The following is a 23,620-nucleotide window of genomic DNA, read 5'->3' as shown; positions in this document are numbered from 1 at the left end:
TTCACATGCCATTCAAAAAAATGGCATCAAACAATCCACCAACACACTATCGAGTTCTCAAAGAACACACACCCACCAACACCACCCACACAGGGCGAACTCCGATGAGCTTGTTCTGTTTCCAGAATGTTAACCCCTTCCGGAGCAACTCTTCCAGAGTACCAGGCCTACTTCCCGTTCGCAACCCTTGGGTTGTGATCCGATCGGAAGGTCCGGCATTCCCGTTGATCGTCGCGGCACACGACTGTGCCGCATCGATTTCTCGGGGGCGGTCTGCGCAGGCCCGGTTTCCTCTCCCCTGGGGAATCCCTCTCGGGCCCTCCGGGGCGGTGCCGCGGCGCGCTGACTTCGAATAAGTTACGCACCGGAGCATCAGGAATCAAATCGCCTGGTCGCGGCCGCCGCGATGACCCGTTTGCCCAGCTCACAGGCATCGTCGCTCATCGACGGCACCGCCGGATCCGGCGAAACCGTCGATGTCGCGATGCGTGATCTGGGCCACGCCGGACCGTCGGAGGTCCTGTCCGTTGGTTCAGCAGGCCCGTCCAACCGGACAGTTCCCCGACGAAGTCGCAGGTCATAGCGTGTATGACATGATCGCCCCGACCATCAGCGCCGGCCTCCCGACCGATCGACGGATCTCGGTGCGCCACGCGGCCACGCTGCCGGATGGCATGGAGGCGGTGGGCCGCGTCAGTTGGCGCGACCACGACGTCGTCGGTGGCGAGTCCCTCGAGCTCGTCCACACCTTCACCACGGCCGACATCTCCGACGACGCCATGGTCTCCGCGTTGGTCGCCCTCGTCGATGCCGGCGCAATCCACGGGCAATGGGAGTTCGAGGAGTCCGCGACCGGGCTCATCCAGACCAGCTCAGAAGACCCGGCGCAGGCGTGGGCCGCGTTCTACGACAACTCGTTGCGCGCACTCGGCGACGGCACCGCCGCATTCGCACCCGTCCATCGCCGCGCACGTTCGCTGATCAGCGGTTCCAGCGTTCTGGAAGTGGGTTCGTGCTTCGGGTTTCTGGCACTGCAGTGCGCCGACGACGGTCTGACGGTGTCGGCTCGCGACATCTCCGCCGGCGCGATCGCCCTGCTCACCGCGGCCGGGCGCCGACGGCGCACCCCCGTCGACGCGGCGGTCGGCGACGCCACCCGCCTCGACCTCGCCGACGGCTCGGTCGACACGGTCACGCTCATCCACCTGCTCGAGCACCTCGACGATGAGGACGTCCACGCCGCGATCGGCGAAGCGTTGCGCGTCGCACGGCGTCGCGTGGTGATCGCGATTCCCTATGAGGAGCACCCGAGCGAGCACTTCGGACATCTGAGCACCCTGTCGCAGGACAACCTGCGGTCCTGGGCCGACGCGGCCGACCACGCCGGGGCCGAGATCTTCGACGACCACGGCGGATGGCTGGTGCTCACACCGCATCCCCGCTAGCCGACTCGCGCTCGCGGCAGGTTCGCCCCGCGGGCGGCGAGGGGCGTCGGATACGGGAACCGCTCAGATCAGCCCGCGCTTGCTGGCGATGTACACCGCGTCGGTCCGTTTGGTCACCCCGAGCTTGCGGATGATGTTGCGGATGTGGAACTTCACCGTGGATTCGGAGATGAACAGCGTCTGACCGATCCGCTTGTTGCTCATCCCGTCGGCGAGAAGGCGCAGGACCTCGCGTTCACGTTCGGTGAGGGTCTCCGAACTCCCACCGTCCCCGGACACCGTCCGCAGGACGATGGCCGCGCTGCGGGGATCGAATGCGCTACCACCCCCCGACACCGCCTGAATCGCCCGCACCAACTCGGTGGTGTCGACGTCCTTGACGACGTAGCCGCGTGCCCCGGCCTTGACCGCGCGGACCACCAGGTCGTCGTCGAGGAATGTCGTGAGCACCAGCGACGCGACCTCGGGATGTCGGGCGGCGATCTCGGTGATCAGCCGCAACCCCTCGTATTCGGTGCCGGCGGTGAGCTTGAGGTCGACCACCACCACGTCGGGGGTCGACCGCGCCACCTCCGCCAATGCCTGATCAAAGGAATCCGCCTCGCCCACAACCGAAATCGACTGCTCTCGTTCGAGCAGGGATCGGATCCCGGCACGCAGCAGCGCGTGGTCGTCGACCAGCATCGTGCGGACCGGCTTCGTCGCGATCTCCGGGTTGTTCATCGACTGACCTCCTGTGCCACCCTGGGCGCGTCTCCGGCGGACCGCGTGGCGGCCTCGACTCGTGCCTTACCCCGCTGTCCCTTATCCCGCTGTCCGTCCCCCCGCTGTCCGGTATCCCCGTCGGGTATCTCCACCGCGATCCGCACCCCACCCAGGCGCGAGCGCCGAATCCTCAGCTCACCGCCGAGATCGTGGGCGCGCGTCGACATGTTCGCCAGCCCGCGATGGCGGCCGGCGAGATCACCGAGCATGGCAGCACGCAACACCCGTCGCATGTGCCCGGGATCGCCGTTGCCGTCGTCGTCCACTGTGAGACCCACCTCGCGCTCGCCGTAGCTGAGGACCACCCGGGCGGCGGTCGCCTCGGCGTGCACCGCCGTGTTGAACAACGCCTCGCCGGCGATCCGCAGAATGGCGTGCTGCAGATCATCGGGAAGATCCCGCGGTTTGCCGACCACCCGGACATCGGTCTCGAGGTCGGCGGGCATGTGCATGGAGCACAGTTCGTCCAGCACCTCGCCCAGACTCAGTCCGTCCACCGACGGTGACTGATTGAGTGCATAGATCACCGACCGTAGTTGTTCCACCGCGTTTCGGGTGAGGGTCCCCGCCATCTCCAGACGCGCGGAGGTCTCCGGGTCGGAGTCCATCCGGCACACCTCGATCTGCACGCCCGCCGACAACACCGATTGCGTCACCGAGTCGTGGAGCTCCCGCGCGATCCGCTCACGTTCCTCGGTGACGAGCCGCTGACGCATCACCGCCGACAACTCACGTTGGGTGCGTTGCAATTCGACGTTCTGCACCGCGAGGTCGGTGGCCTGCTCACGGGCCTTGGCGTAGGCGTCCTCCGCACGCGCGAGCTGGTGGCGACTCTCCTGCAGCAGTGCGGCGTTGAGCAACGCGACGACGGCCTGGCGGGCCAGGATCCGCATCACCACCAGGTCGGCGGAGTCGACGACGTGGCTCGGCGGTGTCCACGCCGACAGTCCGCCGACCACGCGACCGTCGAGATGGACGGGCAGATGCAGGTGGTGGTCGTCGACGATCGGGCGGACGAGCTCGCCGAGCTGGTTGCGCAGGATGTCGTTGAGCCGGTTGAGGACCTCGTCTGGCAGGTGGCTCGGTGTGCGTGCCATCTGCACGCCCTCGAAGGCGTAGATGGTGCCGTCGGCCGACATCATCAGATGCCGGGGACCGGTCCGGTCGAGTTCCCCGTCGCAGAGCGCGAAGACGACCCAGTCGGCCTCGAGGTGCTCGGCGACGGCGCGAACGACCGACAGCACCAGATTCTCCGGTCCCTCGCCCGTCTGCACGAGCGCCCGGGAGATGCGGTCGAGCGCACCGACCACCCGGCCGAGGCGTTCCTCGACGCCGCGATACTGCGCATAGTGCGAACCCTTGACCGAATGCAGGCCGATCAGCGAGTCGATCTCCACGGCCGGACCGCCTGCGATGTCCCGGGTGCCGCCACGCCCCTCGGGGTTGCGCGCACCGGACCGGGCGGAGCCATCGGCATCGGGAAGCGCGCTCATGGTGTCTCGCTCATGGTTGCCCGCTCACAATGCCTCGGAGTAGATGCGTGCCACGTCGGCGGCGCTGGGCCGGCGCGGGTTGGTCTTCATGCAGGCGTCGGCGAGAGCGTTGCGGGTCAGCGCGCCGATGTCCTCGGCACGCACCCCGAACTCCGACAGCCGCGCCGGCATGCCGACCCGTGCGGACAGGGCGGCCACCGCATCGGCGAATCGCTCCGCCGTGACCGCCGGTGACGACGACACCCCGACGCCGACGGTCTCGGCGAGTTCGACGAACGGGGTCGGGTCGGCCTCGGCGTTGAACCGGATGACGTGGGGTAACAACACCGCGTTGATCGCGCCGTGCGGCGCATCGACCAACCCGCCGACGGGATGGCTCATCGCATGGGTGGCGCCGAGAATCGCGTTGGTGAACGCCATTCCGGCCTCCAACGCCGCATAGGCCATCTCCAGGCCCGCGTCCGGATCGCCCGGATCGTCGACGAACCGCTCGATGGACCGCCAGGCCGTCGCGATCGCACTGCGCGCGGACCGGTCGGTGAGACGGGTGTGCGCGATGGACGCATAGGCCTCGATGCAGTGGGTGATCGCGTCCATCCCCGACTGGCCGGCCACCTCCGGAGGCAGGGTCGCCAACGGATTCGGGTCGATCACCGAGACGTCCGGAACCAGCGCCCGGCCGATGATCGTCACCTTGGTCATGCGTTCGACGTCGTTGATGATGCAGAACTGCGACACGTCCGACCCACTGCCCGCGGTGGTGGGCGCCGCGACAAGCGGCGGCAGCGGAAAACGCGCCCGGTCGATGCCCTCGTAGGACAGGATGTGGCCGCCGTTGGCCGCCAGGATCGCGATGCCCTTCGCCGCGTCGATGACCGATCCCCCGCCCAACGCGATGATCCCTTCGGAGCGGGTCTGCTCGTAGTGCTCGAATCCGAGCGAGATCTCCGGCGCCCGCGGATTGGCCGACACGTCGGTGAACGAGCTGACCCGCAGGTCCGCCGCCCGCAGCCGCTGCGCCAGCCGCGGATACCAGGGGGTGGCGACCAGGTTCCGGTCGGAGACGATCATCAATCGGCGCATTCCCAGACCCGCTGCCGCCGTAGGGATCTCATCGAGCGATCCCGGCCCGATGATGATCTCGGGGGTGTGGAACTTGGCCACCGGCATCGTCGGTCGGGAGGTGACGGCACGGCGCTCACCAGTGTCGGCGCGCATTCTCGCGATCACCACCTCGTCACGCGGGGACAGATGACGAAAATCCTACGTGGCGCCACCGACACTCACGTCGCATATGCGTCCACGGAGACCTGCTCGAGCGCCGCCAGATCGTGGACGACGTGGACCCGATCGCAGAAGGTCGCGTACCCGGGGAGGTCACAGGCTCCCAGCCCCCAGGAGTACTTGGGTTCGGGGGTGATCCAGATGGTTTCCCGAGCCCGGCGGGTGATCTCCTCGAACGCCTCGAGATTGGGTTCGCGGCCGTTGTTGCGACCGTCGCCGAGCACGATCACCGTCGTCCGTCGCGTGATCGCACCACCGAAGTCGTCGAGGAAGGTCTGCAGGGCGGTGCCGTAGTCGGAGTCGGCGTCGGTGTCGAGCACCCCGCCGGCCGGCAGACCCGAGACCACCAACGACAGCGCCTCCTCCGGCGGATGCTCGGCGAACAGATCGGTGATCTCGACGAGGTCGGAGACGAACGCGAACGAGCGCACATGGGCGACCATGCTCTGCAGACCATGCACCAACTGCAGTGTGAACCGCGCCGCGCTGCGCACCGACAACGAGACGTCGGCGAGGATGAGCAGTGACGGACGATCCTCCACCTTGGCCACCGTGATCGGCCGGAACGGGACACCGTCGTAGCGGAGGTTGGCCCGCATCGTGCGTGCGGCGTCGACCGTGCCGCGGGCGGCGAGCTTGCGACGTGCCCGTGGCGCGCCGTGCAGACTGCGGATCAGCCGCCGGATGGATTCCTCGAGACTGGCCCGTTCGTGTTCGTGAATGGCCTCGCGCACCGACGCCTTGATCTCGCGTTCCTCGATCTCGTGATCGGTGGCCATCAACTGTTCGAGGTGATCGCGCAGCTTCTCGGGCAGACCGTCGAGCAGCCCGGCCAGCGCACTGCGCAGACGTGCGATCTCCTCGCGATCGGGCTGTGGTCCCGCCAATCCGTCGGCGTCGTCGAGCCAGTCCAGCAACGCCATCTCCTGCGCCACCGACAACTCCGCGTCCAGCCGCGTTGCGTTGTCGGTGACCAACTCCCCCGGCCTGCCGGGATTGTGCAACCGCGACACCGTCAACTGCACCCGCGCGGCCTGCTCGGAATTGGGTACCGAGTCCGCCGACAGCACGATCTCGTCGGTCAGCGAGGCCATGTCGAGTTTGTTGGCCTCCTGATGCAGGTTGTACTGCTCGGCGAGATCCTCGGGATCGAAATACTCCCGGATGTCGGACGGCGGGCCGTGACTGTGCCCCTGCTGCGGGGTGTTGCTCACCTCGTCGGACAGGGTGTAATCGGCCAGCTCGCCGGTGTCGGACAGATCGTCGTGGGTGTGTGAATGACCGTGTCCGTCACCGGTGTCCAGCACCGGCCTCAGCGAGAAGAACCTGTCGAACACCTCGTGGAATGTCTGCTCGTCGCGGCGGTCCTTGATCAGGCACGCCTCCATCGCCGACCGCATCAGTTCACGGTCGGCGAGGATCTCGGCGGTGCCGACGGCGGACATGGCATCCATGGCCTCCGACACGCCGATCCGCACACCGTGCAGGCGCAACAACCGGACGAACCGGTGGACCGCTCCTTCCATCCCCGGCTCCTAGAACGGACGCTTGCGGCCACTGCCGCCGGACGGCGGACGGGTGAAGGAGCGACTGCCCTGGGTGGCGCTGACGGACCGGGTGCCGGCATCGCTCTTCGCGCCCGGCGATCCGTAGTACTCATCCGCGTGCCGGCCGGGCTTGTCCTTCTCCGCGCGACGCGCCGGTCCGCTGTGATCGTCATGATCGTGATCGTGGTCATGGTCATGCCCGTGGGAATGGCCGTGTCCATGTGAATGCCCATGGCCGTGATCATGCGAATGCAGATGATCGGGCACCTCGGCGTTCGGATCGACCAGCCGCGGCAGAGCATCGAGGGCACGGGTGAGATCGCGGTCGTACTTGACCACCACATTCGCGGTTTGACCGAGGATGTCGGCGGACAGTTCGTCCGCGCCGAGCACGGCGAGGGTGCGCGCCCAGTCGATGGCCTCGGAGATGCTGGGCGCCTTGCGCAGATCCAGATCACGCAGCCCGCGGACGATCTCCACCAGTTTGGCGGCCAGGGTGTCGGCCAGCCCGGTGTTCTTGGACTTGATGATCTCCAATTCCCGTGCGGCATCCGGATAGTCGAGCGACAGGTGCAGGCAGCGGCGCTTCAGCGCGGCAGACAGGTCGCGGGTGTTGTTGGAGGTCAACACGATCATCGGCTGATGGGTGGCGACGAAGGTTCCGATCTCGGGGACCGATACCTGATACTCGGCGAGCAATTCCAGCAACACCGCCTCGAGTGCCTCGTCGGCGCGGTCGACCTCGTCGATCAGCAACACGACCGGACGTTCGCTGCGCACCGCCTCGAGCAGTGGACGCGGGGCCAGGAATCGTTCGGAGAAGAACACACTCTCCTCGGCACCGATGCGGTCGACGGCCTCCGAGAGGGTGTCGGCGTCGGCGACGACCTGGGAGATCTTCTCCTTGAGCACCTGCGTGTAGAGGAGTTGCTTGCCGTAGTCCCATTCGTAGAGGGCGGTGGTCTCGTCCTGCCCCTCATAGCACTGCAGCCGCAACAGATCTCGGCCGGTCACCTCCGCGAGGGTCTTGGCGAGCTGTGTCTTGCCCACGCCCGCAGGGCCTTCCAGCAGCACCGGCTTGCCGAGTCGGTTCTGCAGGAACACCGTCGTCGCCAGTCGCTGATCGGCGAGGTATCCTGCGTCGGCGAACCGCCGGGTCACGTCGTCGACGTCGCGGAAGGTCACCGCGGAGTTCTCCGTCGCGGCGCTGTCGCCGGATTCGGTTGACGCCGACGATGATTGCGCTCCGGCCGCGGAGCCTGTCGGGTCGTCGGTGGTGACGAAGGAGGTGGACATACGAAGCTCTCCTGAGAAGGTGTACGCGCCTCGACGAGGGCGTGGGGGCGGCGACGCGGGGCGGCAATGCGTGGACCGGGGCCGGTGGGCTTGTTCACTCCGGAGGTCACCACGCCGAACGCTCGAGGTGACCACCGGAGTGAGTGGGATGTGGGGAACCGCGGACTTCGGGGGCATGCGGTTCCCCACACCCCGGTCGGGGTGGACCGGCTGCTACGGGAGCAGCTCGTCCAGGCTTCCGTTCACGCAGTGCTCGACGACCGGACGCACGGTCTCGAAGGTGCACTCCTTGGGGTTACCCGGGGTGCACGCGTCGCCGAGGACGTGGTTGGTCAGCGCGTCGATGGTGGCCGCGTCGGTGGTGATCTCCTTGCGGTTCTCGTAGAACTTCGTCGGCCCCTCGCCGAGGCGGTTCTTGGGGTACGAGTCCTTCTTGACGTCGGCGAAGCGCTCGACGATGCCCACGTCACGCAGCAGCCGGATGGCGGCTTCGAGGGCCGCATCGGCGGCCTGGACCTTGGTCATCCCGTGGGTGTCGACGCCCATGGCCTGCGCCATGTCGGCGTAGCGCTCGTACATGACCGGCATGTTGAACGCCCACACACGCGGCAGTGCGATCGCGTTGTTCAGGCCGTGGTGGGTGTCGAAGAACGCCGACACCGCGTGGCTGATGGAATGGATGATTCCCAGTCCACCCGAGTTGAAGGCCTGTGCCGCAATGTATTGCGCGTACATCATGCCTTCGCGACCCTTGAGGTCGACACCGTTCCAGGTGGCCTCACGCAGGTTCTCCGCGGTCATCTTCACCGCGTAGAGGGCGTTACCCATCGACGGCGGGAAGTTCAGCCGCGAGACGTAGGGCTCCGACGCGTGCGCCAGGACGTCGAATCCGCACTGCGCGGTGTAGGCGACCGGGCAGTCGTAGTACAGCACCGGGTCGTCGATGGCCAGCGTCGTCACCGCGGCGTCGTCGAAGGCGACGTACTTGTGCGGCTTGTCGGGGTCGGTGGTGGTGTCGGTGATGACGTAGGCCCAGGAGGTCTCCGAGCCGGTACCGGCCGTGGTCGACACGGCGATATGCGGTGGGTTCTTGGGGTTTTCGCTCTTGTTGAAGCCCTCGAACTCGTTGACGCTGCGGCCGTCGTGGGCGACCGAGATGCGCGCGCCCTTGCAGGCGTCATGTGCCGAGCCGCCACCGATCGAGATGAACGAGTCGCACTTCTCCGAGTTGTACAACGACACCGCGTCCATGACGTTGTAGTCCTTGGGATTGGACTCGACCTTGTCGTAGAGCACGACCTCGAGGCCGTGGTACTTGCACGACTCGACGATCTTGTGCACGGTGTCGCTGCCGCGCAGACCGGTGGTCATGATGAGGGTCTTCTTGAATCCGAGTTTGAGGGCCTCGGGACCGATCATCTCGTGTGCGCCCGGGCCCATCATGGCACGGGGGAACGGGTGGAACTCCTTGATGGGAAACGGCTTGAGTAGCTCATCTACCTGCATGTGACCTGACCTCCTTCGTCGTCGGCGCACACCGCGTGACGCCGACTGTGAGCAACGGCGACGTTACGCGCGTCACAGGAAGGGGTGGAAGGTGTTGCGGCACAAACCGTCCCTGGAGAATCATCGGAACCCACCTTGGTCAGGTCGGGGTCACCCGACGGCCAGGTGGCCGACTATCCGTTCGGACAGGGCGAGGCGGCCGACGAACTCCGGACGCCGCCGCCACGTGCCCGCCGGACGGCGTCGATGTCGAATCCCCACGGCAACTCGAGCCGGTGCGCGGCGAGCAACGCCTCGTCGGCGAGGATGTCGTCGACCGGGCCGTCGGCGACCACGCGACCGGCGTCGATGACCACCGCACGATCGCACAGCTGAGCCGCATACAGCAGATCGTGGGTGACCACGAGCATCGTCGTCCGCAGGCGCAGCAAGGTGTCGGCGAGGTCCCGGCGCGCCACCGGATCCAGATTCGCCGACGGTTCGTCGAGGACGAGAACGTCTGGGCGACAGGACAAGACGCTGGCGAGCGCACCGCGTCGCCGCTGGCCACCGGAGAGGTGATGTGGACTGCGCCCGGCGTGTTCGGTCATCGACACCGCGGCCAGCGCCTCGTCGACGCGCCGTTTCAGCTCATCGCCGGTCACCCCGAAGTTGGCCGGGCCGAACGCGACGTCCTCGACCAGGGTCGGCATGAACAGCTGATCGTCGGGGTCCTGGAACACCAGTCCGACGCGCCGGCGCACCTCGCGCAGCGAGTTCTTCGCCACCGGGATGCCGTGGATGGCCACCTCCCCGGCGGTGGGCAGCAGCACCCCGTTGAGTTGCAGCATCAGGGTGGTCTTGCCGGCGCCGTTGGGGCCGAGCAGCGCGACGCGTTCGCCTTCGGCCACCACGAGGTCGATGCCGTCGATCGCGACGTGACCGTCCGGGTAGGCGAAGGACAGACCCCGGACCTCGACGGCCGGCGCCCCCGGTACCGAGGAGTCCGGCGGGCTGACATGCTGTGGTAGTTGACGTCTCATCTCATCCCCCAGGCGGTGACGGCGACCGCGACGGCCGCGATCGCCGGTGTGACGATCGCCGCCCACTGGGCGGGTGTCGCGCGTGGTGCGGTCGCCACGCCGGGCATCTCCGGGATCGTACCGGTGAATCCGCGCGACATCATCGCCAGATGCACCCGCTCACCGCGTTCGTAGGACCGCAGGAACAGCGCGCCCACCCCCTTGGCGATCGCCCCCGCCTGATGGATCAGCCGGGGTGAATCGCCGCGCGCGGAGCGGGCGATCTGCATCCGCCTGATCTCCGCCGAGAGCAGGTCGACGTAGCGCAGCATCATCACGAAGATCGGCGTGATGGTCGCCGGGACACCCAGCCGGGTCAGTGCGACGGGGAGTGCACGGGCCTCGGTCGTCGCGGCGAAGGTCAGCGACGCCGCCACTCCGAGCGTGCCCTTGATGAGGATGCCCCAGCCCGCGTACAGCCCCGTCACCGACAGCGACATCCCGAGGAACTCCACCCGGTCGGGCCCGGCGGAGAACGGCAGCAACACCGCCAGGATCACGAACGGCGCCTCGATCAGCATGCGCGGCAGAATCCACAGCGGTGGTATCCGCGCGAGCGCCCAGACGGCACCCAGGATGAGCGCGAAACCCAGGTAGGGCCAGAACATCTCGCGGGGTGTGGCCACGACCGCGAAGACGAAGATCACCAGGCAGACGATCTTCACCTCGGCGGGTGCGCGGTGCACGCACGAGTCACCGGCGCGGTAGAGCGGATGGGCATGACCGGCACCCATGGTGCTCAGTCCCCGGACGTGGTGGTGGCCGCATCACCGCTGCGGCGGCGCGCGATCAGCCAGAACAGGCCGCCCGCGATGGCGAGCGTGACCAGCACCCCGATCACGCCGGCGATGCCGTTGGTGTATTCGATTCCGCGGAACGAGTAGTCGGCCAGCGGCGACGACGCCATGGCGTGGTCGGTCGCATGCTGGGCGATGCAGGTCCCGGTGAGCTCCTCGGAGCCGTTGACCTCGACGGTCTGGCATCCCTGCTGGGTGGCCGAGTCGAGTCCGTCGGGTGAGGAGCTGGCCACATAGGACACGATGCCGGCGATGATCAGCGCCACCACCCCGAAGGCGATGAGGAACGTGCGGCGCCGCACCCGTGGGGCGTGGGTGCGCTCGGTCGACGATGTGGTGCTCATGCCGGGACTCCGATCGCTTGTGCGGGTGCCGGGTTGCGGCGTAGCAGGTAGACCAGGTCCGGGCGCGCCCGGGCGACCGCCATGACGGTGGCGGCGGTGATCAGACCCTCCCCGATCCCGATGAGCACGTGCGTGCCCCACATGTAGACCGCCACCGTGCCCAAGGATGTCGACGCGGCTCCACCGATCGCATACTCGACGACGAATCCGGTTGCCGCGCACACGGTTCCACACAGTGCGGACACGAAGGCCACGATCCCGAGGCCGCCGATGGAGCGTGACCTCGCCGCGATGACCCGGTACAGGATCACCGCCACGCCGTATCCGGCGAAGGTGGAGATCAGTGCCATGTTGGTGATGTTGGCGCCGAGCGCGGTGACCCCGCCGTCGGCGAAGAGCAGGCATTGGACCACCAGCACGATGGCGATACACAGGGCCCCGGTGTACGGCCCGACCAGGATGGCGGCCAGCGCACCACCGAGGAGGTGCCCACTCACCCCCGGCAGGATCGGGAAGTTGATCATCTGGACCGCGAAGATGAAGGCGGCGACCAGACCGGCCATCGGCACGGTCTTCTCGTCGAGATCGGTGCGGGCACGCCAGGCGCAGAAGCCGAGGCCGGCAATGGCGATGGCGCCGAACAGGATCGAGGTCTGCGCGTTGATGATGCCGTCGCTCATATGCATGGCGAGGTTCATCGTGGACGGGGTGGTGGACATTGAGCGGTGTCCCTTTCGTATCGCTGAGCGTGCACCGGCATACCGGCGCGCGATAGGAGGAACGTTAAGACCCGCCCCGACATCTGTCTACTTATTCAGATAACGAGGTGCACAGACTATCCGAACGGTCAGGAGTGACCCTGCCCACATCACCGAGCCCCACCCTCGACGACCCGTCACGAATCGAGATGCCGCGCACCGATCCAATGCAGAAGCCGATGGACCGTCTCGTCCTCGAGTCGGTAGCTCACCGAGCGGCCCACCCGGGTGGAGGTCACCCACCCTTGATGACGTAACACCCGAAGTGCTTGCGACACCGCGGTTTCGGTGCGGCCCACCTCCGTCGCGATGTCGCCGACGAAGATCCCGGGCTTGCGGTGCAGCACCAGCAGGATCTCCAGCCGGTGCGGATCGGAGAGCAGGTCGAAGCGGGAGGTCCAGGCCGCGATGTCGACGTCACCGGCCCCGTGCCCTTGCTGCCCCCCGGGCGCGTGATGTGCCGTATCTCCCTCATCGGCCGGATGCGGATGAGTGTGTGTGCCACCGTCCATGTCGCCACCGTCCACGGTTCAGCCCCGTACCCGCTCGATGATCCCGCCCAGCCGGGTGAGGTTCTCCTCGAACTGCGGGTATCCGCGGTCGATGTGCTCGATGTCGTGGACCTCGGTCACCCCGTCGGCGACCAGACCGGCCAGCACCAGGCCCGCGCCCGCCCGGATGTCGGAGCACCACACGGGTGCGCTGGAGAGCCGCTCGATACCCCGGATGACGGCGTGATGGCCGTCGGTGCGGGCGTCGGCTCCCAGACGCACCATCTCCTCGACGAAGCGGAAGCGGGCCTCGAACACGTTCTCGGTGATCACCGACATCCCGTCGGCGATGGCCGCCAGACCGATCGCCATCGGCTGCAGATCGGTGGGGAATCCGGGGAACGGCAAGGTGGACACGTTCACCGCCGCGGGCCGGCCGTCGTGACGGACGCGGAAGCCGTCGACCATCGTGTCGACCCGGGCCCCGGTGTCGACGAGCTTGTTGAGGACCAGTTGCAGGTGCGCCGGCGCGACGCCCCGTACCGTGACGTCTCCCCGTGTCATGGCGGCCGCGATCCCCCAGGTGGCGCCGACGATCCGGTCACCGATGACCCGATGGGTGGCCGGGTGCAGTCGCTCGACGCCGGTCACGGTGAGGGTGGAGGTACCCGCGCCCTCGATCCGCGCACCCATCTGCTGCAGCATCACACACAGGTCGACGATCTCCGGCTCGCGTGCGGCGTTGTCGATGGTGGTCTGTCCGTCGGCCAGGACCGCGGCCATCAGGATGTTCTCGGTGGCGCCCACCGAGGGGAACTCCAGCGCGACCGGCGCCCCGATGAGTGCGTCGGCCTCGGCGACCACGCAGCCGTGTTCGATGGAACTGTGCGCCCCGAGCGCGCGCAGACCGGCCTGATGCATGTCGAGGGGGCGGGACCCGATGGCGTCTCCGCCGGGCAGCGCGACGACGGCGCGGCGGCACCTCGCCATCAGCGGCCCCAACACGCACACCGATGCACGGAACTGCTTCACCGCGTCGAAATCGGCGTGGTACTTCGGTTCGGCCGGTGCATCGATGATCACGGTGTCACCGTCGATCGAGACACTCGCCCCGAGGCCACGCAGCACATCCGCCATCAGCGGGACGTCGGCGATCTCGGGCGAATTGGTCAGGGTGGTGGTGCCCTCGGCGAGCAACGCGGCCGCCATCAGTTTGAGCACACTGTTCTTCGCTCCACCGACCGAGACCTCGCCACTCAGCCGGGCTCCCCCGGTCACCAGAAAGCGATCACTCACGACAGACAGCTTATCGGTCGCACGGTGCGATCCCGCGGAGCGCTAGATTTTGACGTATGGCCGTGCACCTCACCCGCATCTACACCCGTACCGGCGACGACGGGACCACCGGGCTCAGCGACTTCTCCCGGGTGTCCAAGACCGATCCACGGGTGATCGCCTACGCCGATTGCGACGAGGCGAACGCGGCGATCGGGGTCGCCCTCGCCGTGGGCGGTGCGGTACCCGAGGAGATCGCCGAGGTGCTACGGACCGTCCAGAACGATCTGTTCGACGCCGGGGCGGACCTGTCCACGCCCGTCGTCGACGATCCGAAGTATCCGCCGCTGCGTATCGAGCAGGACTACATCGACGCGCTGGAGCACTGGTGCGACGCCTTCGGGGAGGATCTGCCGTCGCTGGATTCGTTCATCCTACCCGGCGGCACACCGCTGTCGGCGCTGCTGCATCAGGCCCGGACGGTCACCCGGCGGGCCGAACGTTCCGCGTGGTCCGCGGTGGCGGCCGACCCGGACGCGACGTCGGTGTTGCCGGCGAAATACCTCAACCGGCTCTCGGATCTGTTGTTCATCCTGTCGCGCGTGGCCAACCGACCACCGCATGGCGACGGCGACGTGAAGTGGGTGCCCGGCGGGCAGCGGTCCCGGCCCACGAGCTCCTGAGACTCGAGCTCCTCGGCCGAGGATGCGCTCAGGCGCTGCGGCGCTGTGCGCGTGAGGGACGTCGTGACTCCAGCCACGACTGGAAGGCGGTGACCCCGCCGGCGTCCAAGGCGATCTCGTAGTCGCGGCCGTCGCCGGCGCCGACCGCCTGGTGGACGCGGAGGATGATCATGTCGGCGAGAATGTCCTGCTCGGTACCCACCGCGCGCCGCCGGCCGGCGATCTCGATGGAGCGACGCGGCAGCGTCCGCGACGGACCGGGCCGTAGCGATGACAGACGGAAATACCGCAACGCCTCGTCGCTGTAGTGGACGGTGCCGTGCCGCCACCCCTCGTCGACCGCGGCGGGCAGTTCACGCAGCAGCACCGGGGTACCCCCGCGGCGCAACTGACCCACGCGGTAGGCCAGCAAGCCGCACAGGGCGAGGGCACTGAGCAGCGCAATGCTCAGGATCACCACGACGACGAGCTCCGTCACCCGGGTGCACCTCCTCGGTTCGGCCCCGTCATCGGCGATCTCGTCGGGCTGGGACGTGGCTGCGATCGCCCGGGGCGCACCCCCAGCATGCCATCCGGCCCGAAGACACGACCGGCCACCCTGGTCGGGGTGGCCGGTCGTGTGAACACTGACGGAATGTAGGTCGCGTGGCTACTTGACCAGATGCTCGGCCGCGGTGAGGCGGGCGTGCGCGTGGTTGTACTCCGCGCTGCCGGGCTCGGCGGCCTCGAGGGCCGCCTTTTCGGCGGCGACATCGACGTCGTCGGCCCATGCGGCCGACTCGGCGAGGATCGTCACCGACTCACCGGTGACCGAGAGGAAACCACCCTCGATCGCCGCGGCCTTGCGGTCGCCGCTCTCCTCGACGATCACCACGAACCCGCCGGGCACCAACTCGCCGAGCAGCGGTTCGTGATTCGCCAGCACACCGAGTTCACCCACGGTGGTCTGGGCGATCACAAAGGTCGCCTCACCGGAGTAGAGCTCTGCGTCGGCGGAGACCACCTCGACGTGGAAGGACTTGTCAGCCATGTCGCTCCGCTACTTTCCGGCGATCTTGGCCGCGGCGGCCTCCACGTCGTCGAGTCCACCGCAGCTGTTGAAGGCCTGCTCGGGCAGGTGATCGAACTCGCCCTTGCACACGCGGTCAAACGCCTCGACGGTGTCGGCGAGCGGCACGACCGAGCCCTTCTGACCGGTGAACTTCTCGGCGACGAGGAAGTTCTGTCCGAGGAACTTCTGGATACGACGGGCACGCTGCACCGTCACTTTGTCCTCTTCGGACAGTTCGTCCATACCGAGGATGGCGATGATGTCCTGCAGTTCCTTGTACTTCTGCAGGATGCGCTTGACCTCGTTGGCGACGCGGAAGTGCTCGTCACCGACGATCGAGGCCTCCAGGATGCGCGAGGTCGAGGTCAGCGGGTCCACGGCCGGGTAGATACCCAGCTGCGAGATCGGACGCGAGAGCTCGGTGGTGGCATCGAGGTGGGCGAAGGTGGTGGCCGGCGCCGGGTCGGTGTAGTCGTCGGCGGGCACGTAGATGGCCTGCAGCGACGTGATCGAACGACCCTTGGTCGAGGTGATGCGCTCCTGCAGCTCGCCCATCTCGTCGGCCAGCGTCGGCTGGTAACCCACTGCGGACGGCATGCGGCCGAGCAGGGTGGAGACCTCGGACCCGGCCTGGGTGAACCGGAAGATGTTGTCGATGAACAGCAGCACGTCCTGGTGCTTGACGTCGCGGAAGTACTCCGCCATCGTCAGCGCCGACAGGGCCACGCGCATACGGGTGCCCGGCGGCTCGTCCATCTGACCGAACACCAGGGCGGTGTCCTGGAGAACGCCCATCTCCTCCATCTCGAGGTGGAGGTCGGTGCCCTCGCGGGTACGCTCACCGACGCCGGCGAACACCGAGGTGCCCGAGAACTCGCGGGCGATACGGGTGATCATCTCCTGGATCAGAACGGTCTTGCCGACACCGGCACCACCGAACAGGCCGATCTTGCCGCCCTTGACATACGGGGTCAGCAGGTCGATGACCTTGATGCCGGTCTCGAGGATCTCGGTCTTTCCCTCGAGTTCGTCGAAGGCCGGGGGCTTGCGGTGGATGCCCCACTGCTCGCCGTCGCGGCCCAGGCCCGGGCTGTCGAGGCAGTCGCCGAGCGCGTTGAACACGTGGCCCTTGACGACGTCGCCGACGGGCACGCGGATCGGGTATCCGGTGTCGCTGACGGTCGCGCCGCGGACGAGGCCGTCGGTGGGCTGCATGGAGATGGTGCGGACCAGATTGTCACCGAGGTGCTGGGCGACCTCGAGGGTGAGGGTCTTGGCCACCGCCTCCAGGGTCACGTCCGCGTGGAGGGCGTTGAACAGGTCTGGGATCGAGCCCCGCGGGAACTCGACGTCGACCACGGGGCCGATGATGCGGACGATCCGCCCGTCGGCGGACCCCGACTTCCCCGAGGTCGGGGTTTCTGCTACTGCGGTCATGATGAGTGGGTCACTTCCTCTTTGGATCGAAAGTTTCGCGAAGGGGCGAGGCCGACGGTCTAGGTCGCGAGGGCGCTGGAGCCGCCGACGATCTCGCTGATCTCCTGGGTGATCTGGGCCTGGCGGAGCTGATTGGCCTCACGGGAGAGGTTCTTCGACAGCTCCTCGGCGTTGTCGGTGGCCGCCTTCATTGCGGTACGCCGAGCAGCCGACTCCGACGCCGAGGAATCCAGCAGCGCCGCATACACACGGGTGGCGATATAGCGCGGTAACAGCGTCTCGAGGAGGCCTTCGGCACTCGGCTCGAACGTGTAGTTCCGCGACTCGGAGGTGACGCTTCCGGCCTCCGCGTCGCTCGCGTCGACCTCGTCCTCGGTGACCACCAGCGGGGCCATCCGACGGACCTCGGGGGCCTGGGTCAGCATCGACACGAACCGGGTGTACACCAAGTGCAGTTCGTCGACGCCCTCGACCGAGCCGGTGCCGTCCGGACGCTCGACCTCCACACCGGAACCGGCGAGGAAGAGATCGACCAGGAACTTGCTGGGCTGCGCCGCGTCGGCGTACTCCGGCGCCTGCGAGAAGCCGGTCCAGGCATCCGAGTACTCCGCACCACGGAAGGTGAAGAAGCCGACGCCCTTCTGTCCCATGATGAACAGCACGGGCTCCTTGCCCTCCTCGCGCAGCAGCGCGAGGAGTTCACGGGTGGCCCGCAGCACGTTGGCGTTGTACCCACCGCACATACCGCGGTCACTGGTGATCACCAGGACGCCGGCACGCTTCGGATTCTCCCGCTCCTGCAGCAACGGATGATCCAGCGATCCCGCGCTGCTCGCCAGCTCGGAGAGCACCTTGGTCATCTCCGAGGCGTACGGCTTGGCAGCCGCAACCCGGGCCTGCGCCTTGGTGATGCGGGAGGTGGCGATCAGTTCCTGCGCCTTGGTGATCTTCTTGGTCGACTGAACCGACCGGATGCGTGAACGCAGCTCACGAATGCTGGCCACGAGATCTCACCCCTTCCTTGACACGTCGATTGACGTCACTCGTCTGCTGAAGAAGATCACTTGCGGATCTTGATCGCTTCTTGTTCGACGTCCTCGGAATCCATCGCGGTCGCCTCGGCCTCGTTCACGACGCGCTTGCCGTCGTGGGTGAGGTAGCTGTTCTTGAACTTGTTGGTCTCGGCGACCAGTGCCTCGGCCTCGTCGTCGGAGAGCACCTTGCCACCGGCGATGGAGTCGTAGACACCGGTCGCGTTGTGGTGCAGGTGGCTGAGCAGCTGGGTCTCGAAGTTGCGGATGTCGTCGACCGGGACCGAGTCGTAGTGGCCCTCACCGCAGAGGTAGATCGAGACGATCTCGTCCTCGACCGAGTAGGGGCTGTACTGGTCCTGCTTGAGCATCTCGACCCAGCGGGCACCGCGCTCGAGCTGCGCCTTCGACGCGTCGTCGAGGTCGGAGGCGAAGGCGGAGAACGCCTCGAGCTCACGGAACTGTGCGAGTTCCAGACGCAGCGAACCGGACACCTTCTTGAGGCCCTTGGTCTGGGCGGCACCACCGACGCGCGACACCGAGGTACCGACGTTGATGGCCGGACGCACACCCTTGTTGAACAGGTCGGACTCGAGGAAGACCTGGCCGTCGGTGATCGAGATGACGTTGGTCGGGATGAACGCCGAGACGTCGTTGGCCTTGGTCTCGATGATCGGCAGACCGGTCATCGAGCCGCCGCCCATCGCGTCGGAGAGCTTCGCACAACGCTCCAGCAGACGCGAGTGCAGGTAGAAGACGTCGCCGGGGTAGGCCTCGCGGCCCGGCGGGCGACGCAGCAGCAGCGAGATGGCGCGGTAGGCCTCGGCCTGCTTGGTCAGGTCGTCGAACACGATCAGGACGTGCTTGCCCTCGTACATCCAGTGCTGACCGATGGCCGAGCCGGTGTACGGTGCCAGCCACTTGAATCCGGCCGAGTCGGACGCGGGAGCGGCGACGATGGTGGTGTACTCCATCGCGCCGGCCTCTTCCAGAGCGGTCTTGACGCCCGCGATGGTCGAACCCTTCTGGCCGATCGCGACGTAGATGCAGCGGACCTGCTTGTTCTCGTCGCCGGATTCCCAGTTGGCCTTCTGGTTCAGGATGGCGTCGACGCACACCGCGGTCTTGCCGGTCTTGCGGTCGCCGATGACCAGCTGACGCTGACCACGGCCGATGGCGGTCATGGCGTCGATGGCCTTGATGCCGGTGGCGAGGGATTCCTCGACCGGCTGACGCTCGAGCACGGTGGCCGCCTGCAGCTCCAGCACGCGCTGGTCCTGCGCCTCGATGTCGCCGAGGCCGTCGATCGGGGCGCCGAGCGGGTCGACGACGCGGCCGAGGAACTTGTCACCGACGGGAACCGAGAGGACCTCGCCGGTACGGCTGACCTGCTGGCCCTCTTCCAGGCTCTCGTAGTCACCGAGGATGACCGCGCCGATCTCGTCCTCGTCGAGGTTCAGTGCCACACCGAGCACGCCGCCGGGGAACTGCAGCAGCTCGTTGGCCATCGCGCTGGGCAGGCCACTGACGTGGGCGATGCCGTCCGCGGTATCGGTGATGATGCCGACCTCGTCGCGCGAGGCTTCGGCGTCGAACGACGAGACGTACTGCTCGATCGCTCCCTTGATCTCGTCTGCTGAGATCGTCAACTCGGCCATGGGTTCTCGTCTTTCTTACTCAGTCCGGGCAAGTGGTTCTTCGGTGATGGGTGATGGAGTTGTCGGCTGCGCAGCGGATCAGCGCGGCAGGGTCTCGGCCGCCTTCGCCAACCGGGTGGCGATGTCGGCCTCGATCACTTCGTCGCCGACGCCCACCCGCAGGCCGCCGATGATCGATTCGTCGACCTCGGTCTGCACCGAGATCGTGCGGTCGTAGATCGACCCCAGCACCGAGGCCAACCGATCGTTCTGTGCGTCGGTGAGCTCGACCGCCGAGATCACATGCGCCACGGTCTCACCGCGTCGCGCCGCGGCCAGTTCGGCCAGGTGCGCGACCGCGTTCTCGGCCGGCTGACCGTGCAGCAGGGCGATGCCGTGCGAGAGCAGGTACCACGTGTGCTCGTTGACCTGTCCACCGACGAGCGAGCGCAACAGCTCCACCCGGCCGGGCACCGGACGCTGGAAATCGGCGAGCAGCGAGGCGAGTTCCGGGTTGGCGTCGAGCAGTCGGCCGATGCGGAACAGTTCGTCCTCGGTCTGCTCGATCGTGCCCTCGCGCTCCGCCGAGGTCAGCACGATGAGCGCGTTCTGGCGACGCAGCGCGGTGAGGAGATCCACGCTCTGCGACCAGCGCTGCGCGGCAGCGGTGGCGACGGTGTCGACCACGATCGGCGCGACCTTGCCGTCGAGCAGGGTGTGCACCAGCTGCTTCTTGCCCTCGGGGTTCTCCTCGTCCTCGGTGAGCTTCTTGCGCAGCACCGGGTTCTTGAGCAGGAAGCTGATGACCTGGTACAGGTCCTCCGACGCCGACGTCAACGCCGCCGAGTCGAGATCGGCTGCGGCCGAGTCGAATTCGTGGGCGATGGTGCGGGCGGCGTCGCGGCTGGTGGCATGCAGCGAATGCAGGCCGATCAACTCCGAACTCGGCGGCACCGCCGAGCTCGAATCCTTGCTCGCCATCTGCTCGAGTTCGTCGATCACCCGGTCGATGGTGGCGGTCTGGTTGTCCGCGGTGGCCAGATGCTTGCGGACGATGTCGCCCGCCCCGTCGACCGCGCTGAGGCCCAGTTCGGACCGCAGCTGACGGACCAGGCTGGTCCGGGCCAGCTCGGCCTGGTTCGTGCCGTGCTCGGAGATCCGCCGGACCTCGGAATCGGCGTAGGCCTTGAGGTCGGACTCGATGGACTCCGCGTCCTGCAGTGCTCCGGCGTGCAGTTCCTTGGCCTCGGCGTCCGCCCTCTCGATGGCCCGGTCATGTGCGACCCGGGCATCCTCGGCACGCGCCTTGGCCTCGTCACTGTCGACGAGCTGCTGGCTGATCGCGTCCTTCTGGGAGAGCACCGCCTTCTTCAGCGGGGGCAGCACCCACTTGACGAAGATGCCGACGATGACCAGAAAGCCGACGAGCTGTCCGATGAAGATATCCACGCTAGTTCACCGTCTCTGTCTGCTTGGCCCCTGCATCGGCCGGGGCGACATCGGTTCCCAGGACGCGGCTGGCCAGCGTCGCCGACAGCCGACTCACGTCCTGCTTGGCGGTGGTGACCGCCTTGTCCGCCTCCACCTTCAGATCTGCCGAGATCTTCGCCAGAGCGGCATCGGCCTCCTCGGTGGCCTTGCTCTTGGCCGCGGACACGTGCTCGTTGCCCTTGGCCCGCGCCTCGTCCCGGATACCCGTGGCGTCGCCACGAGCATCCTTCAGACGAGCCGCGTACTCACGGTCGGCGTCCGCGTAGCTCGCCGCCGCGGCCTTGTTGTCGTCGACCGTCTTGGCCACACGGGCATCGCGCTCGTCGAGCACCTTGAGGATCGGCGGTACGACGAAGGTGCGGATGACGATCAGCACGACGACGAAGATCAGCAGGCACGCGATCAACGTGCCGTTCGGGATGAGGAAGTTGGACGTCCCGGCTTCTTCTTCTGCGGCGAGACTCATCATGATGGGTGTCCCCTATCGGACTAACGAACTTCTGAGGTGGTCGGGCGGACTTCCTGAATCAGGAGGGTGCGCCGTACACCTGAGCCGGGTTGGCGAACACGAACAGCGCCATGAAGGCCAGGTTGATGAAGTACGCGGCCTCGACCAGACCGACGGTGATGAAGAACGGGGTGAACAGACGGCCCTGGGCCTCCGGCTGCCGGGCGATGCCGGCGATGAGCTGGGAACCGGCGATACCGTCACCGATACCGGCACCGATCGCGCCGCCGCCCATGATGAGGCCGCCGCCGATCAATGCGCCCATGCTAACCAGATTCGGATCCATTGAGATCTTTCCTTTCGGGTGGAACTGGCACTCTTGGTTGCCAGGTCTGTGGGTCCGGTCGGCGGGGCCGACCTTCGTTTGTGGGAAGAGATGGTTCGGGTGGTCGGTGCCGGGTCGGCACCGACCGGGTCGTACTAGTGGTGGTCATCCTCCATCGCCTGGCTGAAGTACAGGATGGTCAGCAGGGCGAAGATGAAGGCCTGGATCAAGCCGATGAACAGGTCGAACGACTTCCAGATCGCGTTCGGGAACCACATGATGTAGGCCGGGAACAGCGCGATCAGGGCAACCATGACGCCGCCGGCGAACAGGTTGCCGAAAAGTCGGAGAGACAGCGAGAGCGGCTTGGCGATCTCTTCGATGATGTTGATCGGGGCGAGTCCGGCGGCGTGGCCCTTCACGAGCTTGCCGAGGTGGCGCAGCGGTCCGCGGCGCTTCATGCCTGCGGCGTGGTACCAGCAGAAGACGAAGATCGCCAGGGCGTAGGTGAAGTTCGCATCGCCCGAGGCCGGCTTGATCACTTCGTGGGTGGCCCCCGATTCGGTGCCGTACTGCACCGGCAGAACCGAGAACCAGTTCACGATCAGGATGTAGGTGAACAGCGTGACCGCCAGCGGCAGAACGAACGGGGCGATCTTCATGCCGATCGCGCTCTCGATCTGATTGCGCATCTGGACGGTGATGACCTCGAAGTACAGCTGCACGGTGTTCGGCCGCTTGGAGGTCATCTTGGCCTTGACGAAGAAGGCCATCGCGATGACGATCAGCGCGGCGATCGACGCGGAGATGATCGTGTCGAGGTTCCAGGTCAGTCCCAGCCACTCGACCTCTTGATGGTGGCCGACCTCGATCTTGGCCTCAGCCAGGTACAGCGTGTCAGACGGAGCGGTCATAGCTGCTTACGAAGTCCTTTCATCACCGGAATCACGGTGTTGAGAACCAGGACGACCTGGCCCAGTGCGAGTCCGAACATCACGCCCAGCCCTTCGGGCCGGACCAGGAAGGCCGCCGCGAGTGCGAGCACGGTGATCACACCGAGGCGCATCGCGGAATTCACGGCCAACAGTTTCTTACGGGGGTCGGCTTCCGCGGCGACCCGCGCGACCGCGAGGGTGACCATTTTCGCGTTGACCAGCACGGCGATGACACCGACGGCGAAGAACACCGCGAACAGCGGATGACCCATGTAGATCGAGGCCCCGGCGACGATCAGGGTGAGTGCCGCCGAGATGATTCCCGGTCGCAGGAGGCCCGTCGGGGCAGCCGGGTAATACACGGGAGCCGAATCAGGGGCAGACGTCGTCATTGCCTCTCCTCATCTCTCCTCGTACCCCCGCTCGACGGTGCGAGCCGGGGCAGACAGCATCGAGCGTGACCCTCCGCAGCCGAAAGCTGCCGAGCGTACGCTCCGCGTTTGCAGTGACCCTATCAAGC

General features: G+C 66.9%; 24 protein-coding genes. 2 read left to right on the top strand and 22 right to left on the bottom strand.

What is annotated here, in order from left to right:
- Positions 1-593 precede the first annotated feature (593 nt).
- A complete protein-coding gene (mftM, locus tag ABLE94_RS24975) occupies positions 594-1,445 on the top strand; it encodes a mycofactocin oligosaccharide methyltransferase MftM (RefSeq protein ID WP_348802433.1) in 852 nt (283 codons plus the stop codon).
- A gap of 63 nt (positions 1,446-1,508) precedes the next feature.
- Here the strand turns inward: mftM and ABLE94_RS24970 are convergent, their stop codons facing one another.
- The 12 genes from ABLE94_RS24970 to murA form a co-directional block, all read right to left on the bottom strand.
- The gene (locus ABLE94_RS24970; protein WP_348802434.1) at positions 1,509-2,168 is read right to left on the bottom strand and encodes a MadR family response regulator transcription factor; all 660 of its coding nucleotides are present in this window, start codon (positions 2,166-2,168) and stop codon (positions 1,509-1,511) included.
- Positions 2,165-3,703, bottom strand: a complete 1,539-nt coding sequence (locus ABLE94_RS24965) for a MadS family sensor histidine kinase (protein WP_348802435.1) — start codon at positions 3,701-3,703, stop codon at positions 2,165-2,167. Before ABLE94_RS24965 ends, ABLE94_RS24970 begins: the two co-directional genes overlap by 4 nt.
- A gap of 24 nt (positions 3,704-3,727) precedes the next feature.
- The gene (locus ABLE94_RS24960) at positions 3,728-4,921 is read right to left on the bottom strand and encodes an iron-containing alcohol dehydrogenase (protein WP_348802436.1); all 1,194 of its coding nucleotides are present in this window, start codon (positions 4,919-4,921) and stop codon (positions 3,728-3,730) included.
- A gap of 65 nt (positions 4,922-4,986) precedes the next feature.
- Complete coding sequence (locus tag ABLE94_RS24955; RefSeq protein ID WP_348802437.1) at positions 4,987-6,513, bottom strand: VWA domain-containing protein; 1,527 nt, start codon at positions 6,511-6,513, stop codon at positions 4,987-4,989.
- Positions 6,514-6,522: 9 nt separating this feature from the next.
- Positions 6,523-7,830: an AAA family ATPase gene (locus ABLE94_RS24950; protein ID WP_348802438.1), complete on the bottom strand. Its 1,308-nt coding sequence runs from the start codon at positions 7,828-7,830 to the stop codon at positions 6,523-6,525.
- 213 nt (positions 7,831-8,043) lie between these two features.
- Positions 8,044-9,336, bottom strand: a complete 1,293-nt coding sequence (gene mdo / locus ABLE94_RS24945) for an NDMA-dependent methanol dehydrogenase (protein WP_348802439.1) — start codon at positions 9,334-9,336, stop codon at positions 8,044-8,046.
- A 173-nt stretch (positions 9,337-9,509) separates the two neighbouring features.
- Positions 9,510-10,358, bottom strand: coding sequence for an energy-coupling factor ABC transporter ATP-binding protein (locus tag ABLE94_RS24940; RefSeq protein ID WP_348802440.1), 849 nt, complete (start codon positions 10,356-10,358; stop codon positions 9,510-9,512).
- Positions 10,355-11,131, bottom strand: a complete 777-nt coding sequence (gene cbiQ / locus ABLE94_RS24935; RefSeq protein ID WP_348802441.1) for a cobalt ECF transporter T component CbiQ — start codon at positions 11,129-11,131, stop codon at positions 10,355-10,357. Before cbiQ ends, ABLE94_RS24940 begins: the two co-directional genes overlap by 4 nt.
- 5 nt (positions 11,132-11,136) lie before the next feature.
- Positions 11,137-11,538 (bottom strand): PDGLE domain-containing protein, encoded by a 402-nt coding sequence (locus ABLE94_RS24930; protein ID WP_348802442.1) that lies wholly within the window; start codon positions 11,536-11,538, stop codon positions 11,137-11,139.
- Positions 11,535-12,257: an energy-coupling factor ABC transporter permease gene (locus ABLE94_RS24925; protein WP_348802444.1), complete on the bottom strand. Its 723-nt coding sequence runs from the start codon at positions 12,255-12,257 to the stop codon at positions 11,535-11,537. Before ABLE94_RS24925 ends, ABLE94_RS24930 begins: the two co-directional genes overlap by 4 nt.
- A gap of 176 nt (positions 12,258-12,433) precedes the next feature.
- A complete protein-coding gene (locus tag ABLE94_RS24920) occupies positions 12,434-12,808 on the bottom strand; it encodes an ArsR/SmtB family transcription factor (RefSeq protein WP_348802445.1) in 375 nt (124 codons plus the stop codon).
- 18 nt (positions 12,809-12,826) lie between these two features.
- On the bottom strand, positions 12,827-14,083 hold the full coding sequence (murA, locus tag ABLE94_RS24915; protein WP_348802446.1) for a UDP-N-acetylglucosamine 1-carboxyvinyltransferase: 1,257 nt from the start codon (positions 14,081-14,083) through the stop codon (positions 12,827-12,829).
- A 56-nt stretch (positions 14,084-14,139) separates the two neighbouring features.
- Here murA and ABLE94_RS24910 point away from each other — a divergent pair, with 56 nt between their 5' ends.
- Entirely contained in the window at positions 14,140-14,745 is a 606-nt protein-coding gene (locus tag ABLE94_RS24910) for a cob(I)yrinic acid a,c-diamide adenosyltransferase (protein WP_348802447.1), read from the top strand.
- Between the two features lie 28 nt (positions 14,746-14,773).
- On the opposite strand, the gene ABLE94_RS24905 is transcribed toward ABLE94_RS24910, so the two are convergent.
- The 10 genes from ABLE94_RS24905 to ABLE94_RS24860 form a co-directional block, all read right to left on the bottom strand.
- Positions 14,774-15,223 (bottom strand): DUF2550 domain-containing protein, encoded by a 450-nt coding sequence (locus ABLE94_RS24905; protein WP_348802448.1) that lies wholly within the window; start codon positions 15,221-15,223, stop codon positions 14,774-14,776.
- 171 nt (positions 15,224-15,394) lie between these two features.
- On the bottom strand, positions 15,395-15,775 hold the full coding sequence (locus ABLE94_RS24900) for a F0F1 ATP synthase subunit epsilon (RefSeq protein ID WP_348802449.1): 381 nt from the start codon (positions 15,773-15,775) through the stop codon (positions 15,395-15,397).
- Positions 15,776-15,784: 9 nt separating this feature from the next.
- Complete coding sequence (gene atpD / locus ABLE94_RS24895) at positions 15,785-17,233, bottom strand: F0F1 ATP synthase subunit beta (RefSeq protein WP_348802451.1); 1,449 nt, start codon at positions 17,231-17,233, stop codon at positions 15,785-15,787.
- 59 nt (positions 17,234-17,292) lie between these two features.
- Entirely contained in the window at positions 17,293-18,237 is a 945-nt protein-coding gene (locus ABLE94_RS24890; protein WP_348810189.1) for a F0F1 ATP synthase subunit gamma, read from the bottom strand.
- A gap of 56 nt (positions 18,238-18,293) precedes the next feature.
- Complete coding sequence (gene atpA, locus ABLE94_RS24885) at positions 18,294-19,922, bottom strand: F0F1 ATP synthase subunit alpha (protein ID WP_348810188.1); 1,629 nt, start codon at positions 19,920-19,922, stop codon at positions 18,294-18,296.
- Positions 19,923-20,000: 78 nt separating this feature from the next.
- Positions 20,001-21,350 (bottom strand): F0F1 ATP synthase subunit B/delta, encoded by a 1,350-nt coding sequence (locus ABLE94_RS24880; protein WP_348810187.1) that lies wholly within the window; start codon positions 21,348-21,350, stop codon positions 20,001-20,003.
- A gap of 1 nt (position 21,351) precedes the next feature.
- Positions 21,352-21,861: a F0F1 ATP synthase subunit B gene (locus tag ABLE94_RS24875; RefSeq protein ID WP_425476280.1), complete on the bottom strand. Its 510-nt coding sequence runs from the start codon at positions 21,859-21,861 to the stop codon at positions 21,352-21,354.
- A gap of 58 nt (positions 21,862-21,919) precedes the next feature.
- Positions 21,920-22,186 (bottom strand): F0F1 ATP synthase subunit C, encoded by a 267-nt coding sequence (locus ABLE94_RS24870; RefSeq protein ID WP_348810186.1) that lies wholly within the window; start codon positions 22,184-22,186, stop codon positions 21,920-21,922.
- Between the two features lie 134 nt (positions 22,187-22,320).
- On the bottom strand, positions 22,321-23,079 hold the full coding sequence (atpB, locus tag ABLE94_RS24865; RefSeq protein WP_348810185.1) for a F0F1 ATP synthase subunit A: 759 nt from the start codon (positions 23,077-23,079) through the stop codon (positions 22,321-22,323).
- Positions 23,076-23,492, bottom strand: a complete 417-nt coding sequence (locus ABLE94_RS24860; protein WP_348810184.1) for a hypothetical protein — start codon at positions 23,490-23,492, stop codon at positions 23,076-23,078. Before ABLE94_RS24860 ends, atpB begins: the two co-directional genes overlap by 4 nt.
- Between the last annotated feature and the right edge of the window lie 128 nt (positions 23,493-23,620).

The organism is Gordonia sp. VNK1 (genome assembly GCF_040049135.1).
GTDB classification, from domain to species: domain Bacteria; phylum Actinomycetota; class Actinomycetes; order Mycobacteriales; family Mycobacteriaceae; genus Gordonia; species Gordonia oleivorans.
This window is presented reverse-complemented; position numbering and strand designations above follow the sequence as displayed.

Coding starts and splice junctions, on each gene's coding strand:
- mftM (WP_348802433.1), top strand. CDS start 594: ATGATCGCCCCGACCATCAGCGCCGGCCTCCCGACCGATCGACGGATC.
- ABLE94_RS24970 (WP_348802434.1), bottom strand. CDS start 2,168: ATGAACAACCCGGAGATCGCGACGAAGCCGGTCCGCACGATGCTGGTC.
- ABLE94_RS24965 (WP_348802435.1), bottom strand. CDS start 3,703: ATGAGCGCGCTTCCCGATGCCGATGGCTCCGCCCGGTCCGGTGCGCGC.
- ABLE94_RS24960 (WP_348802436.1), bottom strand. CDS start 4,921: ATGCGCGCCGACACTGGTGAGCGCCGTGCCGTCACCTCCCGACCGACG.
- ABLE94_RS24955 (WP_348802437.1), bottom strand. CDS start 6,513: ATGGAAGGAGCGGTCCACCGGTTCGTCCGGTTGTTGCGCCTGCACGGT.
- ABLE94_RS24950 (WP_348802438.1), bottom strand. CDS start 7,830: ATGTCCACCTCCTTCGTCACCACCGACGACCCGACAGGCTCCGCGGCC.
- mdo (WP_348802439.1), bottom strand. CDS start 9,336: ATGCAGGTAGATGAGCTACTCAAGCCGTTTCCCATCAAGGAGTTCCAC.
- ABLE94_RS24940 (WP_348802440.1), bottom strand. CDS start 10,358: ATGAGACGTCAACTACCACAGCATGTCAGCCCGCCGGACTCCTCGGTA.
- cbiQ (WP_348802441.1), bottom strand. CDS start 11,131: ATGGGTGCCGGTCATGCCCATCCGCTCTACCGCGCCGGTGACTCGTGC.
- ABLE94_RS24930 (WP_348802442.1), bottom strand. CDS start 11,538: ATGAGCACCACATCGTCGACCGAGCGCACCCACGCCCCACGGGTGCGG.
- ABLE94_RS24925 (WP_348802444.1), bottom strand. CDS start 12,257: ATGTCCACCACCCCGTCCACGATGAACCTCGCCATGCATATGAGCGAC.
- ABLE94_RS24920 (WP_348802445.1), bottom strand. CDS start 12,808: ATGGACGGTGGCACACACACTCATCCGCATCCGGCCGATGAGGGAGAT.
- ABLE94_RS24910 (WP_348802447.1), top strand. CDS start 14,140: ATGGCCGTGCACCTCACCCGCATCTACACCCGTACCGGCGACGACGGG.
- ABLE94_RS24900 (WP_348802449.1), bottom strand. CDS start 15,775: ATGGCTGACAAGTCCTTCCACGTCGAGGTGGTCTCCGCCGACGCAGAG.
- atpD (WP_348802451.1), bottom strand. CDS start 17,233: ATGACCGCAGTAGCAGAAACCCCGACCTCGGGGAAGTCGGGGTCCGCC.
- atpA (WP_348810188.1), bottom strand. CDS start 19,922: ATGGCCGAGTTGACGATCTCAGCAGACGAGATCAAGGGAGCGATCGAG.
- ABLE94_RS24875 (WP_425476280.1), bottom strand. CDS start 21,861: ATGATGAGTCTCGCCGCAGAAGAAGAAGCCGGGACGTCCAACTTCCTC.
- ABLE94_RS24870 (WP_348810186.1), bottom strand. CDS start 22,186: ATGGATCCGAATCTGGTTAGCATGGGCGCATTGATCGGCGGCGGCCTC.
- atpB (WP_348810185.1), bottom strand. CDS start 23,079: ATGACCGCTCCGTCTGACACGCTGTACCTGGCTGAGGCCAAGATCGAG.
- ABLE94_RS24860 (WP_348810184.1), bottom strand. CDS start 23,492: ATGACGACGTCTGCCCCTGATTCGGCTCCCGTGTATTACCCGGCTGCC.